Source organism: Citrobacter sp. LJND-P06 (genome assembly GCF_058188415.1).
The window spans coordinates 2,043,100-2,057,754 of the sequence record NZ_CP187317.1; the positions used below are offsets into that span (position 1 = coordinate 2,043,100).

At 51.5% G+C, this 14,655-nt stretch carries 8 protein-coding genes and 4 pseudogenes; 4 read left to right on the top strand and 8 right to left on the bottom strand.

Features of this window, described 5'->3' with window-relative positions; translation table 11 throughout:
- Positions 1-41: 41 nt before the first annotated feature.
- From ACO7SM_RS09830 to ACO7SM_RS09860, 7 genes and pseudogenes are all read right to left on the bottom strand, one after another.
- Positions 42-691: pseudogene (locus tag ACO7SM_RS09830) on the bottom strand (IS3 family transposase); the annotation flags it as partial.
- Positions 692-759: 68 nt separating this feature from the next.
- Positions 760-1,233 (bottom strand): SMI1/KNR4 family protein, encoded by a 474-nt coding sequence (locus tag ACO7SM_RS09835; protein ID WP_490470654.1) that lies wholly within the window; start codon positions 1,231-1,233, stop codon positions 760-762.
- Between the two features lie 3 nt (positions 1,234-1,236).
- Complete coding sequence (locus ACO7SM_RS09840; protein ID WP_490470916.1) at positions 1,237-1,521, bottom strand: HNH/ENDO VII family nuclease; 285 nt, start codon at positions 1,519-1,521, stop codon at positions 1,237-1,239.
- A 105-nt stretch (positions 1,522-1,626) separates the two neighbouring features.
- Positions 1,627-1,818 (bottom strand): annotated as a pseudogene (locus ACO7SM_RS09845) (RHS repeat-associated core domain-containing protein); the annotation flags it as partial.
- A gap of 524 nt (positions 1,819-2,342) precedes the next feature.
- Positions 2,343-2,780 (bottom strand): hypothetical protein, encoded by a 438-nt coding sequence (locus tag ACO7SM_RS09850; RefSeq protein WP_490470655.1) that lies wholly within the window; start codon positions 2,778-2,780, stop codon positions 2,343-2,345.
- A gap of 6 nt (positions 2,781-2,786) precedes the next feature.
- On the bottom strand, positions 2,787-7,010 hold the full coding sequence (locus ACO7SM_RS09855; protein WP_490470656.1) for an RHS repeat-associated core domain-containing protein: 4,224 nt from the start codon (positions 7,008-7,010) through the stop codon (positions 2,787-2,789).
- A gap of 17 nt (positions 7,011-7,027) precedes the next feature.
- A complete protein-coding gene (locus tag ACO7SM_RS09860; protein WP_490470657.1) occupies positions 7,028-7,465 on the bottom strand; it encodes a DcrB-related protein in 438 nt (145 codons plus the stop codon).
- 226 nt (positions 7,466-7,691) lie between these two features.
- On the opposite strand from ACO7SM_RS09860, the pseudogene ACO7SM_RS09865 reads away from it, so the two are divergent.
- From ACO7SM_RS09865 to ACO7SM_RS09880, 4 genes and pseudogenes are all read left to right on the top strand, one after another.
- Positions 7,692-8,017, top strand: a pseudogene (locus ACO7SM_RS09865) (autotransporter outer membrane beta-barrel domain-containing protein); the annotation flags it as partial.
- A gap of 566 nt (positions 8,018-8,583) precedes the next feature.
- On the top strand, positions 8,584-9,939 hold the full coding sequence (locus tag ACO7SM_RS09870; protein ID WP_490470658.1) for a carbohydrate porin: 1,356 nt from the start codon (positions 8,584-8,586) through the stop codon (positions 9,937-9,939).
- A 188-nt stretch (positions 9,940-10,127) separates the two neighbouring features.
- A pseudogene (locus tag ACO7SM_RS09875) lies at positions 10,128-11,537 on the top strand (PTS transporter subunit EIIC); the annotation flags it as partial.
- Positions 11,538-11,655: 118 nt separating this feature from the next.
- Positions 11,656-13,185, top strand: a complete 1,530-nt coding sequence (locus ACO7SM_RS09880; RefSeq protein ID WP_490470659.1) for a carboxylesterase/lipase family protein — start codon at positions 11,656-11,658, stop codon at positions 13,183-13,185.
- 70 nt (positions 13,186-13,255) lie between these two features.
- Here the strand turns inward: ACO7SM_RS09880 and ACO7SM_RS09885 are convergent, their stop codons facing one another.
- Entirely contained in the window at positions 13,256-14,653 is a 1,398-nt protein-coding gene (locus ACO7SM_RS09885; protein ID WP_490470660.1) for a glycoside hydrolase family 1 protein, read from the bottom strand.
- Positions 14,654-14,655: the final 2 nt, after the last annotated feature.

Consider the following 14,655-nt stretch of genomic DNA (forward strand, 5'->3'; position numbering starts at 1 on the left):
CGGATGATCTCTAAATGTGAATGGCTCGATTATGCGGGATACTTACACTGCGCATCTTCCAGTGACAGGAACCAGTGAATGTTCAGACACTCATCCCGCAGGCTGCCGTTAAATGATTCAATAAACGGGTTATCTGTCGGCTTTCCGGGGCGCGAGAAGTCGATGGTCACTCCGTGTTCATACGCCCATTTATCCAGACTTTTTGAGATAAACTCGCTGCCGTTATCTGTCTGAATACGTACCGGCAGGCGCTTACCCAGCACCCGCAACCCTTCCATCACACCGACCACATCCTCGCCTTTCAGCGACTTTCCGGCATGGATCGCCAGACACTCCCGACTAAAATTATCGACTACAGTCAGCGCCCGGAAACGCCGTCCGTTAATCAGATTATCCGACACGAAATTCATACTCCAGCACTGATCGATATGGGTCAGGCCGGACGTTGCTGGCGATGTGCGGCACTGACATGTCTGCGGGGGCGCTTTCTGCGCAGGTTGAGGCCTTCCAGGCAGTAAATCCGGTGTGTTTTCTTATGGTTAACAAGCCAGCCTTCCCGCCGCAGCTGGATATGAATACGCGGACAGCCATACCGTATCCGGGTTTCCGCTATCTCCCGGATACGCAGGGTTATCGCCCGATCGTCACGCCGGCTCTGCCAGTGGTAGACAGTCCTGCTGGATACTTGCAAAAACAGCAGCGGATAAGTAAAAGTTAGCCGGGATGATTTGATTTTTCTCCGGCTTTTATATCGAAAAATTACTCTTCTAAAGATGCAGATATTTCTTGAAATAAAAATTCAGAGAAGCTATTTGAAACGATATTTTTATTTCTTTCTCTTTTAAATGACAAATCCGTTTCTACAACAACCGCTTCTCCCGAAGTTCCAACAATAGACATATCCAGGGAAAATGAAGGGCCATAGCCGGATGATAGTATTTTTATCATCTTATCATCAATATCACCTAGTTTTCTTGCCTCTAAAGTTACATATCTAACATCAGGTGCAGAATCAGCAAATAGTCCTTGTTTCGATATTCCATAAAATGACAGCCCATTAAACATCAAAGTGCCATATTTTCTGAGGAACATTTTATAAGAGTCACAAAAGGAAAGACCTAATGACGCTTCATAAGCGAGAATTGTATCTTCTGATGCTGGACCACTGCTATAGTAAGTCTCACCACTATCTGCGATTAGTGTTTCAATTTTTAGAAATAATTCATCATTCATGGTTCAACTCTCCGGGAAATCCAATGCGCGTGTTTTCCAGTAATTGCTCTTCCATCGATTAAAAGGGCCTCGATTCATTGATGGTGGAGCGCTATTGTAAGTGTATCGTGTTCCATTCGGACCTTTCCAGGTTTTATCCCACTGATTCGAATACATATGAAGTACACGATCATTTTGGCTATGATAACTACTTAAAATCTCCACCATGGGTCCGGGTTCGTCTTGAGTAAGGTGATGGAGGTTTATTTCTAATCCATCCTGGCCAACAGGAGCATTTCCTGCTCTCATTCTTTGAATATTAGTCAGACCGTCAGCATCTACTCTGTGAGGATCAAATAAATCGTTCCTCTGATATACTTTACGCCCATTGACATTTTTATCCGTCCAACATTTAAGGTCAAGCGGGTCTATCCATGACAGAGGATTCGGCGCATAAGCATAGACGTTTAACCCCCCTGCCAACCCAATCGGATCCTGAACAATAAACCGTCCGACCTGCGGGTCGTAGTAGCGGAACAGATTATAGTGAAGTCCGGTTTCGCTGTCAGCATACTGCCCGGCGTAGCGCAGGGGCTGATGGGAGAGGACGGTGTGTTGCAACGCGCCGGTAAAGCTAACTCTTGCCGGGCTTCATTGTGTTTCAGTAGTCGGTACAGTGAATCAGACCCGCCGTTTCGTTCTTACATCCCAGGAACGACCAGCTCAGTGTGAATACGCTACCGTCATACCCTGATAAACTATCTATCTGCACGATAGCTATTTTACTATTTAATCGAGATGTTAAACATAAAAGTATAAAATAATAATTAGTATCGTTATCCGATAGGCTGTAGTCATATTCCGTAAGATCACTAAAAGTGAACACGCCATTATGTGGGATAGTTACAGGATGATGCTGGCTGAGTTAATTTAGGGTGGCTCGTCAAGATCTGGCTCATTGCCATCATTCCGCAGTCTACGCGAACGCAGGGAGTATATTGAAGGTAATGGGTATTACCTATTAATTAATAGGTAGAAGGTAACTAAGTGACTGAAAATATTCTCGGGTTGCTGAATGAGAGTTAAATAGTAAAAAGCCGGGATGTTTGATAACTCCCGGCATATAAAAATTAACTATCTAATTCAAAAAACCACTCAATAAATGTGTTGAAATTCTCCCATTGGGGTTTTAATTCATTATCTAAAAATTTTTTTAGTTTTTCACCAACACTAACAAATAAAACCTCTCCCGTTTCTCTGTTGTAAAAATAACCACCGCCGCCTTCAAAACTATCTAACGGTATATACTCTTTTGGCATATTTAAGGATTCATGTGTTCGTTTTAAATCAAGTTGATAGTCAGAATTTATAATAAACCAACAAATTTGATAAATTTCCTGTTGCCTACTATAAAAAGTAGCACTGTCTTCAATGTGCAGATAAAACTGAGAAAAATCAGAAGAAAGATCAACATTTATAGATAGCAATGCATCACTATACTCTTGATTAATATCATTATACCACCAACCGCGAGATTGGCTCATTAACTTTATTTTTTCAGATAACATAAATTATTACCCACATTTGTTTTTTGCTCGACTACTTAACTCTGCTTTCCCCCGACTATTCCAGTATGCTTCACGATCAATATTGAACAAATCCCTGTCTACAGGGTTGAACGGATGAGCATTTGGTAAGTAAGGATGAAGGGCATTTGTACCATAATATGTCTGGTGTGTATTAGCAGAAAGCTCAAATAAAGATCCTACCCCATTTTGTTTGGAGTGGTGAATATTTATTTGTGAATAGGCCCCGTTTTTAACTACAAAAGGTGACTTTCCTCCCAAAGCTAACTCTAAGTTTGTTTTTACTCCATTCCTTGTATTAACAGGCAAATCCCAGTCTATCGGTTGCTGGTAAACGATATGAGTGCTACCTGAAGGCGCATTAAAAATAGATGGTGCAAAGAACCCTTTTAAGCCCCACGGGTCAATCCACCCCAGCGGATTCGGCGCATACTGATAAAGGTTCCACCCGCCGTTTAACCCAATCGGATCCTGAACAATAAACCGTCCGACCTGCGGGTCGTAGTAGCGGAACAGATTATAGTGAAGACCGGTTTCGCTGTCAGCATACTGCCCGGCGTAGCGAAGCTGCTGATGGGTGAGGGCGGTGTGCTGCAACGCGCCGGTAAAGCCTGCCGTCTGATGCCGTACTTCGCCAAAACTGCTGTAATGACCACTCCAGCGCACGTTTCCACGCTTGTCGGTCACTTCCAGCGGTGCGCCGTTCAGGTCAGTGCTGAACCAGTAAATCTCCCCACGCCTGTCGTCGCGCAGATGGTCAATTCGCGCCAGCGGGCTCCAGGCTTCATTCGGGTCATAAAGGTATGTGCTGCACAGCCCATCTTCGTGCTGCTCCTGCAACAGACGGTATCCCTGCCAGAGGAAGCGGGTTTCGGTGATGCCGCGGGCGGTAGCGACCTGTTTTCGCGTGCGCCTGCCGAGGGCATCATAATGATAATGCGCCTGAAAACGTCCCTCCGGGCCGGTTCCTTGCGCTGATATCAGGCGGTTCTCAGCATCCCAGGCATAGTGCTGTTCATACAGACCACTGCGGCGGCTGACCAGGTTGCCCCAGGCGTCGTACTGCATAAACAGGTTTTGCCAGTGCTGCAGGCGGTTATCGGTGACCGGCGAGTCGTTGTCACTGGTGGTAAGGTTATCTGCGGCGTCATAACGAAAATGCACACTGCTGTGCCCCTGCCGGGCTTCGTAGTGTTTTAGCAGGCGGCCTTCGGCGTCGTAGCCGTAATTCACTTCGCCACGCAAGCTGTCGCTGACGCCAGAAAGCTCGCCACGGGCGGTATAGCGATAAAGACGCCCGAGTATCGCCTGTTCTGGCAGTGTGACGTCGGCGGTTATTTCACTGCGCTGCTCGGTACGTCTGCCGAGGCTGTCATACCGGCGGAGCTGGCTGCGTGCGCCCTGAGTACGGTGCGTTTCACGGTGCAGACGGTCACGGGTGAATTCGGTGACCAGTTGCTGGCCAAAACGGATGGCGCTGACGTGGCCGGAGCCATAGTGCAGCCAGGAAATCTGCTGCTCACCGGGCAATGTCAGGGAGGTCAGATTGTTCAGCGCATCCCACTGGTAGCCAACCTCTCCATTCACCCCGGATTCACTTAGCATGCGTCCGGCGGTATCACGAGTCAGGGCAATCTCATCATTTTCGATACCCAGCGCGACACCTTCGGCCGTGGGGGTGCGCAGGATACGGGTGAGTTGACCGCTCAGATCGCGGAAATAACGATATTCAGCATGGTGGTGGCTGCGCCCGGTCATCAGACCGCTGTCGTCATAACTGAACTGCTGTAAACGACGGGCAATGCCACCCTCGGCGGCAGGTCTGCCGTTTTCCTCCAGGGCGCAGAGAAAACCCCGGGTATCCCATTCCATCTGGCGGGATGTTTCATCCGGGCGCGTTTCACTGAGCGGGCGGCCCACGGCATCATAGGTAAACCGGTATTCACCGCCGTTGCCATTCTCCAGACGAAGCAGGTTGCCGCGCGGGTCGTAGCGCCAGCGACGGGTGCGACCAATACGATCGGTAAGGCTTACCGGCAGGCCGAGCACGTCATACATCCAGCTGACTTCACTTTCCAGTGGGTCACGCCAGGCGGCGAGTTGCCCGCGTTCGTTCCACAGCAGCGATTCGCGGCTGCCGTCCGGGTGAATCACTGCACTGAGCAGCCCGGCGTCGTTCCATTCGCGGCGCGTGATATTACCTTGCGCATCTTCACTGGCAACCAGTTGCCCGACGCGGTCATAGCTGAAGCGGGTGATGCTGCCGGAGCAGTCGGTTCGTTGTGTCAGTAGTCCCTGGTTGTTCCACGCCAGTCGCACCACGCCACCAATGGCATCCGTGATGCTGTCCGGCAATATTTCGTCTTCTGCAGGGTAGTGATACGCGGTTTTGTTGCCGGAAACATCGTCTTCGGCCAACAGGCGACCCTTCAGGTCATAAATGTTCTGTGATGACGTTCCATTCGGGTAAACCGTACGGGTGATACGGTCCGTCAGGCGGTACCAGTAATATTCGGTACGACGACCTGCCGGGTCCGTCTCCTGCGTCATCCGGCCATATTTGTCCCATAAACTGCGGCGGATGGCGCCGCCAGGCAGGACAACATCGCAGAGCTCGCCGTCGCGGTAGATAAACGTCGTCTGGCGGCCATCAAAATCCGTAAAACGCGCGACATTATCATCGTCGTCAATCAACCAGTGCGCCTGTGCGCCGTCATCACGGATGGCATGGCGAGTGCCGTTGTCAAAATCGTATTCGAACGTTAGCCGTTCGCCGCCGTTGTGCCGGAACGCGACCACGCGCGGCAGACCATCAATTTCCTGCCAGCGGTATTCACTTAGCAGCCCGTTAGCATCCTCATGGGCACTCATCAGACCATCGCGCCAGTGGAAACGTCTGCGCACGCTACCGCCCCGGCCCGTTACTGAAACGAGCTGGCGCTGTTCATCATACGCATAGCTGACCAGGCAGATTTCATCATCCAGCCAGACTCCGGCCAGGCGTTCTTTGTCGTAGCGGCAAACCACTCGCTGCCCGGTACTGTCGGTCAACGCATGCAGAGTGTGATTGTCGTTCCATTCAAACAGAATATCATTGCCGCAGGGGTCAGACAGTCGTTGTAACAGGGAAGGCGACGTTTCGTCCAGAGGGGCATAATGCCAGCGTTCGCCGCTGATGTCATACACCGACCAACTGTTATCAGAGTGATGCTCCAGCCAGCATTTTTCGTCTGTACAGTATGTCCGCAGGCCTTTCGGCACCCTCGGGAAGGAGACGCAATCCCCGGAAGGCGCGCGCCAGACCAGACCATCCTGATAGCGTTCCAGGCGGGTTTCCCAGAACAGGCTCCACCCCCGGCCAAGAACGCTGTCGCCAGGATTACCGCTACGCCAGTAACGCTGCCAGCGTACAGGCAAGCGGGAAGGGAGGACAAAATCCAGCTCGTCATCGCCGCTGAGAAACTTCTGTCCGCTGACCACATCCACCGGGCGGGCAACGATCCCTGCGGCCGCCACGCCGGTCATCAACGTGCCTGCACGGCAGGCAATACGGCTAAGTTTGTTAATACCGGGAATTTTGTCAAGCAGCTTAGCCAGCGCCCCCACTTTACCCGCAGCGCCGCCCCAGCCCCCGAACAATCCGGTGAACAGTAGGGTGAGATCTGAGGCTTTATATACCCATTCCGGGACTTCGGACTGAATAGGCAGCGTCTGTTTCGGGCTACCCCCAATGCGGACATTGTCCGAACCGGTCATGATCTTTGCGTCACAGGTGGTGCGATCCCCCAGACGGGAAGCGGGCAGGCCATTGATAGAGACCCGCGAGGAGCCTTCCGCCATCTGTTGAGAACCGTCGTCAGAGCACTCCACCATGCTGTTGGTGGCAAGTGCGGCGGGTTTACTGTTGATAAAAACGTCAGGCGAACCGGTGGAGATGACGCCTTTTTTCGTCATGCTGGATGCCCCGGCATCCGCAATGCTGTCTCTTGCGGCAGTTGCCAGTTCACTGGTGAGATAACCGACCGCAAGGCTGGCGCCGATGAGCAGTACCCCGACGCCAATACAGGATGCTCCAAGGCCAGCAATAAACATCGCCCCCGCCGCGATCCCCCCCACGGCAGCAATCAGGCCACCAACGAGAGTTCCGGCAATCATCCCGGCCAGCGCGCCGGAGTGTCCAATATCATCACCCGCGCGAGCAGCTTCAAACATAACAATAATCCTTATCGTTAAGCGTGGAGGCGAAAACTCCCGAGCAATGAAAGAAACAGATCGCCGTCGCGGTCTGTCAGCGTTGAGGCGGAGGTCATGGTAAAGACCAGAATATGCGCATCATGTGTGTTAAACACGGCCTGCTGCTGCCAGATACGTTTCCCGTCGCGCAGGTAGCTGGCGTGCACATTTTCACCCTGTAAAAGGTTATCGCCCAGCACGACAGCATGGCGTTCGCTCTGTTTCCAGCCCTTAAGATGTTTTTCCATCAGTACCAATTGACGATTGATATAAGCCGAAAGATTTTCACCGGCGTTCAGCGTGTCGCGGGAAATATTGAACGCCGGGACGTCAGCGCCAGGCCGGGTGAAAATATTGACTGAGCGGTCCTGATAACCTTCAGGAAGAGCCACCTGTCCTTCATTAAACAGGCTGAATTGCGAATGTTCTGACATCAAGCGGGCCCCACCACATTTTGCAGAATTGTTAATTTTGTCACAGGGGTGTGATGTGGACTACTACAACATATAGTAGCTTCTGCCTAAATCAGATACTTCTTAGCGGCGCCTGTATCTCTATGTTTAATAAATGTTTTATGAAGGGTGTCGATACGAAAACCAATGAGTACAAGCGCTGGCGGTGGGCTCATCGGTGTCTCTGTAGTGGTCAACTAAAACTGGCCACCGAGAAAACAACGGTACGCGGGTCAGTGCGGAGGGTGAAGGTAATCTTCAGTCGCGTCTGGGCATACGTACCTACCTGAAAGGTCACAGTATAGATGACGGTAAAGCGCGGACCTTCCAGCCGTTTGTGGAAGTAAACTGGCTCCACAACACCCATGAGTTTGGTACGAAGATGGACGGGGTGAGCGTGTATCAGGACGGCGCGCGCAATATCGGAGAAATCAGAACTGGCGTGGAAGGCTGTGGGGTAACGTGGGCGTCAAGGTTGGTGGTAAAGGCTACAGAGATTTATCTGCGATGGTAGGGGTGAAATACAGCTTCTAGTTTGCGTTAAGCAGGCCGGTAATAGATAGACATGGCTGAATTAACGTCAGTGTGTCTATAATTACCTCGGTATAATTTATTTTAATGCAAGAGGGATAACGATGTGCAGGCATCTTTATCCCAAGTTTTTAACGTTAATATCTCTAACCGCTATAAAGCGGCGCAGATATTTTCCACACAAATACAAAAGCTGCGACTTTTCGCAGTAGTACCCTGTTATGCAAGTGTTATCTTGCTCACATTTTCATACAGCAGAGCGTTCTCATCGTTTGCAACGTGGTGGGATGATGATACAGTCCTATCTGTTTACAACTCAGGATTGTTACTGGCTAACAGGCAAAACCTAAGTGCTCCGCGCAAGCGGTGCACTTAGGTTTTTTTTTGCCTGTCGTTTACGAGGAGGCGCATTTACACGCATTCTACTTGTTGGTCTGACTTTATTTAAAGTGGCGCTTTGCAGTTATTATTGACTGCAGGGTAGGCTATTACATGAAATAAAATGATAACGGGCAATATATAAATTGCCTGCCATCGGTTACGCATTGAATAAATAAACAGGTCTCATTATGGCATATAAAAAAATATCTTATAAGCTCTATGCACTTGCCTTACTGACGGTATCGTCATTCACAATGGCACAAGACTGGAACGGGACGGTACTGGGTTTTGAAGCTCCACCTGACCCTGTATTGGGCGACATGCTTGGCATTCGTAAGATCCTCAATGACAATGGTTTTACCTACAACCTGGGGTATCTGAACGAAATCGCCTGGAATGGCGGCGGCGGGTACAACCATGATTCACACGTGGCCTATATTGATCAGTTCGCGCTGACCTTTAATCAGGATCTGGAACGCTGGACCGGGATCCCGGATGCTCGTATTGAAGGGAATATCGTTAACCGTAACCACGATGACAACCTGACGACCAAACGTGTCCAGGATCCGCGCGTCCCGTTTAACGATCTGTCCCAGGAGAGTTGGGGTGGGGGATCTATTACTCGCCTCGGCTGGCTGACTTTTGCCCGGAGCTTTGACGATCGTCGTTTGACCTGGCGTGTCGGCATGATGAACAAAGTCCAGACCTTCGACCAAATCATCCCTTGCGATTCCCAACTGCTCTCTCAGTGCGGAGGTAAGTCTGCCAACTCACTGACCTGGAGCAACTGGAACATACATACCTGGGGCACCACGCTGGAGTACAAAATTACGCCAACCGTGACCTTAAAGGGCGGGGTTATGGAGCAAAACCCAGATGCAACCAGCCGTAGTCATGCCTGGAGTTGGTCGACGAAAGGCAGTAAAGGCGTATTACTGCCAGTAGAAATTGAAACGCGCCCAATCATCAGCGGATTACCGGGGGTATATAACTTCGGTGTGCTGTACACCAATGCGCCGCAAACCGATCTCTATCACGGAAAATCTGGCGGTGCTGGTGCCACCGATCCGAATGGTTATACGAAACATAGCGATACCTGGTTTATGTATACCGGTTTTAACCAGCAACTGACTCAGCATGATGGTGATCCTAATCGTGGCTTGAGCACCTCACTGAGTTTCAGCCTTGCAGATCAGAGGACGAACGTTATCCATTCCGTGCTGGCCTCAACGTTCCGCTACCGTGGACTGTTTGATGCTCGCCCGAATGACACCATCGGTATTGGTGCAACCTGGTTCGATGCAAGCGACGAGTTTGCGCATAACCAGCGGTATATGAACAGCATCAGCGGCATTTCCGACTACAACAATCCGGGCTATTGCCCCGTACCTGGCCGCTCTATGAATGCTGAGATCTATTATCGCTTCCGTCCGGTTTCGTGGATCGAATTGCAGCCGGGTATTCAGTACTGGCATAACCCTGGTGGCGTCTCAGAGACCCAGGATGCTTGGGTTACCGAGCTGAAAACGGTGGTGACGTTCTAATACATAAACAGCTAATACGGCCAGAGCCGTCATGCTGTTTTATTCCTGACAAATAACAGAACGGGATTGTTACTGCACTATGCAGGCAAAACCTGAGCGCGTTCGCTGAATGTGGAACGTTCTCGGGTTTTTTCATTTTTATACTCAGTCAGATGGTGGCTGCGGGCACTGGACGTAAGGAACATCATATGAAACATCAAGCGCTGGCGAAAAAAATTATCGACCACGTCGGTGGTAAAGAGAACATTAACAGTCTGGTGCATTGCGCTACCCGGCTTCGCTTCAAATTGAATGATAACCAAAAAGCTAATGCACCAGCGCTAAAGCAATGCCCGGGTGTGATTATGGTCGTCGAAAGTGGCGGTCAGTTTCAGGTCGTCATCGGGAATGATGTGGGCGATGTCTGGCAGGCGGTGTGTGTTGAAGCCGGTCTGACGGATGATGCTCCTGCGGCGACGGAGAAAAAAGGCAATAAAAGTGGCGCCTTAGGGCACGTGATTGACATCGTATCTGGGATTTTCACGCCCTTTATTGGCGTGCTGGCGGCCTCCGGTATTCTCAAAGGATTGCTGGCCCTGGCAGTTGTTTGCGGATGGTTAACCACCGATAGCGCGACCTATAAAATCTGGTTTGCTGCCAGTGATGCGCTGTTTTTCTTCTTCCCACTGGTGTTGGGTTACACTGCCGGGAAGAAGTTCGGCGGTAATCCGTTTATTACCATGGTGATCGGCGGTGCGCTGACCCATCCGCTGATGATTGATGCGTTTACTGCCAGTCAACAAGCTGGCGCTATCACGGAAACCTTCCTTGGTATTCCGGTAACCTGGTTCAACTACAGTGCGTCCGTGATCCCGATTATTCTCGCATCGTGGGTGAGTTGCTGGCTGGAAAAAAAGAGTTCAGTACTGCTGCCATCATCCATGAAGAACTTTTTTTCGCCGCTGATTTGCTTAGTGGTTACGGTGCCGCTGACCTTCCTGATTATTGGCCCGGTAGCGACCTGGATTAGTCAGTTCCTCGCTAACGGCTACCAGTGGATTTATGTCCTTGCCCCGTGGCTGGCTGGTGCGGCGATCGGCGCTCTGTGGCAAGTGTGCGTGATCTTCGGCCTGCACTGGGGACTGGTCCCGCTGATGATCAACAACCTGGCTGTGCTGGGCCATGACACGATGCTGCCTATGTTGCTGCCAGCCGTGATGGGCCAGGTCGGCGCAGCGCTGGGGATCTTCCTGCGTAGCCGTGATACACGGCAGAAAATGCTGGCGGGATCCTCCGTGACGGCCGGTATTTTCGGTATCACTGAACCTGCGGTGTACGGCGTCAACCTGCCGCTCAGACGTCCATTTATCTTTGGTTGCATCGCGGGGGCAGTGGGGGGAGCCATTGTTGGCTTCAGCAATACCCACGTGTACTCCTTCGGATTTGCCAACATCTTCACCATTGCACAGATGATTCCGCCGGGTGGCGTCGATGCCACTTTATGGGGGGGCATCATCGGCACGGTGGTGGCGCTGATTCTGAGCTGTGTGATGACGATAGTCGCAGGATTGCCGGGGTTGAATGCACAAAATGCGGTGACGGGGTCGACCACGAGTGATGAAAATGAGCTCAAACAGCATCCATAAATAACGCCACAAACGCGATCTTAACGTTATACACCGGGAGGAGGGGCGCTACTGGCCTTCCTCCCATTGGCTTTTAAAGCAGGGGATTGATATGCGATACACATTAGTGGTTGGATTCACCTTTATCTGTTGCGCTGGCCTGGCCCAGGCCGCTGGCCCTGAAGTGAGGGTGGCGGATGGACGTATTTTGGGAAGTGAATACCAGGGCGTTGATGCTTTTAAGGGCATTCCGTTTGCTGCACCGCCCGTTGGGTCACTACGTTGGCAGCCCCCGCAGCCGGTAATAGCCTGGCAAGGTGTTCGTCCGGCAAAACACTATGGAAAAGATTGTCTACAAGAGCCATTTCCTGGGGATGCCGCGCCGTTAGGCGTAGGGTTTAGCGAAGATTGTCTGACGCTCAACGTGTGGCGACCGACTAACACCAGCGGCAAATTGCCGGTCATGGTCTGGATTTACGGCGGCGGCTTTGTCAATGGAGGCTCATCTCCTGCGGTGTATGCCGGGGATGCCTTTGCCCGCCAGGGTGTGGTGTTCGTTAGCTTTAACTATCGTGTAGGACGTTTTGGCTTTTTCGCCCATCCGGCGCTGGCTAACGATCCACTGCGGGGTAACTACGGTCTGATGGACCAACTTGCTGCGCTGAAATGGGTCAAAAATAATATCGCCAACTTCAATGGTGATCCGGACAATGTCACGCTTTTTGGCGAGTCTGCGGGGGGCTTCTCCGTTAACAGCCTGTTGACCAGCAAAGAAGCGTCGGGTCTGTTCCAAAAAACCATTATCCAGTCCGGCTCTGGCCGTCACAATATCGTCCCGCACCAGAACTGGCAGCAGGCAGAAAAAGCCGGTCTGGTATTTGCCGCCAAACACGGCGTCAACGGCGATGATGACAAGGCGCTGGAAGCGCTGAGACACCTTCCAGCCAACGAGGTGGTCAGTGGCCTTAATATGGCCACCATGCAAAGCCCGGATTACTCTGGACCGATGATCGATGGACGTATTATTACCGCTGAGCCTCACGAGCTGTACAGTAAGGGGAAATTCAATAAAGTGCCGCTGATGATTGGTGCAAACGACGCGGATATTGGTTTTGCACCGCAGGTCACTACGCGAGAACAGGCGTTTGCTCCGTTTGTTCCTGACCTGCGCGGCAAAGTGGCACAGGCCTATCGCGATATGTCACCACAGCAGACAGCCAACGCCATTGCCAGCGATAGCTTTATGGTTGAACCGGCGCGCTATATGGCCCGGGTATGGAGTGATAACCAGATTCCTGTGTGGCAGTATCGTTTTGGTTACGTGGCGCAGGCACTGAGTGACCAGACGTCTGGCGCGCAGCACGCCAGTGAAATTCCGTATGTTTTTAATACGCTGACGGCGCGTTATGCTGACACGGTGAAACCGCAAGATCAGGCAGTGGCCGCCCAGCTTAATCAGTATTGGGTGAATTTTGCCAGGCACAGCCAGCCTAATGCGCAAAATCTGCCTGAATGGTCTGCTTTCAACCGTCAGGTAGATAACCTGTTGTTGATCCCAGCGGCTGGAGCGCAACAGACGCGGACTCAGCGCGATCCGTGGCAAGAGAGACTGGATTTAGTCGAAACGCTGGTAAAGGAATAACGCATTTACTTTCGTTGGCAAGAATAAAAAATACCCCTTCAGTAATGTCGGGGTATTTTTGTTAACGCGATTACGCTTTCAGCAACGCGCCGTGGCTGGCGATAATTCCCTTGTACCAGTAAAAGCTCTCTTTGCGACTGCGCGCCAGCGTACCCGAACCATCTTGCTGCAGATCAACGTAGATAAAGCCATAGCGTTTGCCAACTTCGGCTTTTGATGCGCTAATCAGATCAATTGGGCCCCACGAGGTATATCCCATGAGATCCACGCCATCCGCGATCGCTTCGCGTACCTGGACCAGGTGATCGTTGAGATAGCTGATACGATAGTGGTCGTGAATGCGGCCTTCGTGGTCCGGTGTATCCTGGGCACCGAGCCCATTCTCAACGATAAATAGCGGTTTCTGGTAGCGATCCCACAGAACGTTCAGCAGCGTGCGTAAGCCCACAGGATCTATTTGCCAGCCCCACTCAGAGCTTTCGAGATGCGGATTGGGCACCATATCGAGAATATTACCCCGCATCTTCTCGACCAGTTCAGCATCTGCGGTGACGCAGCCGGTCATATAGTAACTGAAGGAGATAAAATCAACGGTGTGGCGTAATGCGTCATGATCCTGTGGCTCAATGTGTAATGTGATGTCGTTTTCACGGAAAAAACGCTGCATATAGCCCGGATAAGCCCCACGACACTGGACGTCTCCAAAGAACTGCCACTGACGGTTATCCTGCAACGTGGCAAAAACGTCTTCGGGTTTGCAGGACAGCGGGTAGGTGAGGCCACCCAGCAGCATGTTGCCAATTTTGGCATCAGGAATAATGTTATGCAGGGCTTTAACGGCCAGGCCGCTGGCCACCAACTGATGGTGGATTGCCTGGTAGATCTCTGCCTTGCTGCAGCCGTCCTGCAGACCGACACCGGTTAACGGCGCATGCAGGGACATGTTGATCTCGTTGAACGTCAACCACAGTTTGACTTTGTGCTGATAGCGAGTGAAAACGGTACGGGCATAGCGCTCAAAGAAGGTGATGACGTCGCGGTTTCCCCAGCCGCCGTAGTTTTCAACCAGTCCCCAGGGCATTTCGTAATGCGACAAGGTCACCATCGGCTGGATATTATGGCGCAACATTTCATCAAACAAGTTGTCATACCATGCCAGTCCGGCCTCGTTCGGCGCGGTTTCATCCCCTTGCGGGAAAATGCGGGTCCAGGCAATTGACACGCGCAAACAGGTGAAACCCATCTCGGCAAACAGCGCGATATCTTCCGGGTAACGGTGGTAGAAGTCGATGGCGACGTCCTTAATACTGTGCTGACCCGCGTGACGTGCGACAACGTTACCGAAAATGCCGTTGGGCAGCATGTCTGATGTTGACACACCTTTACCGTCTTCCTGCCATGCGCCTTCAACCTGGTTTGCCGCCATTGCGCCACCCCACAAAAATCCGTCGGGGAAAGTGTTGTTCATGG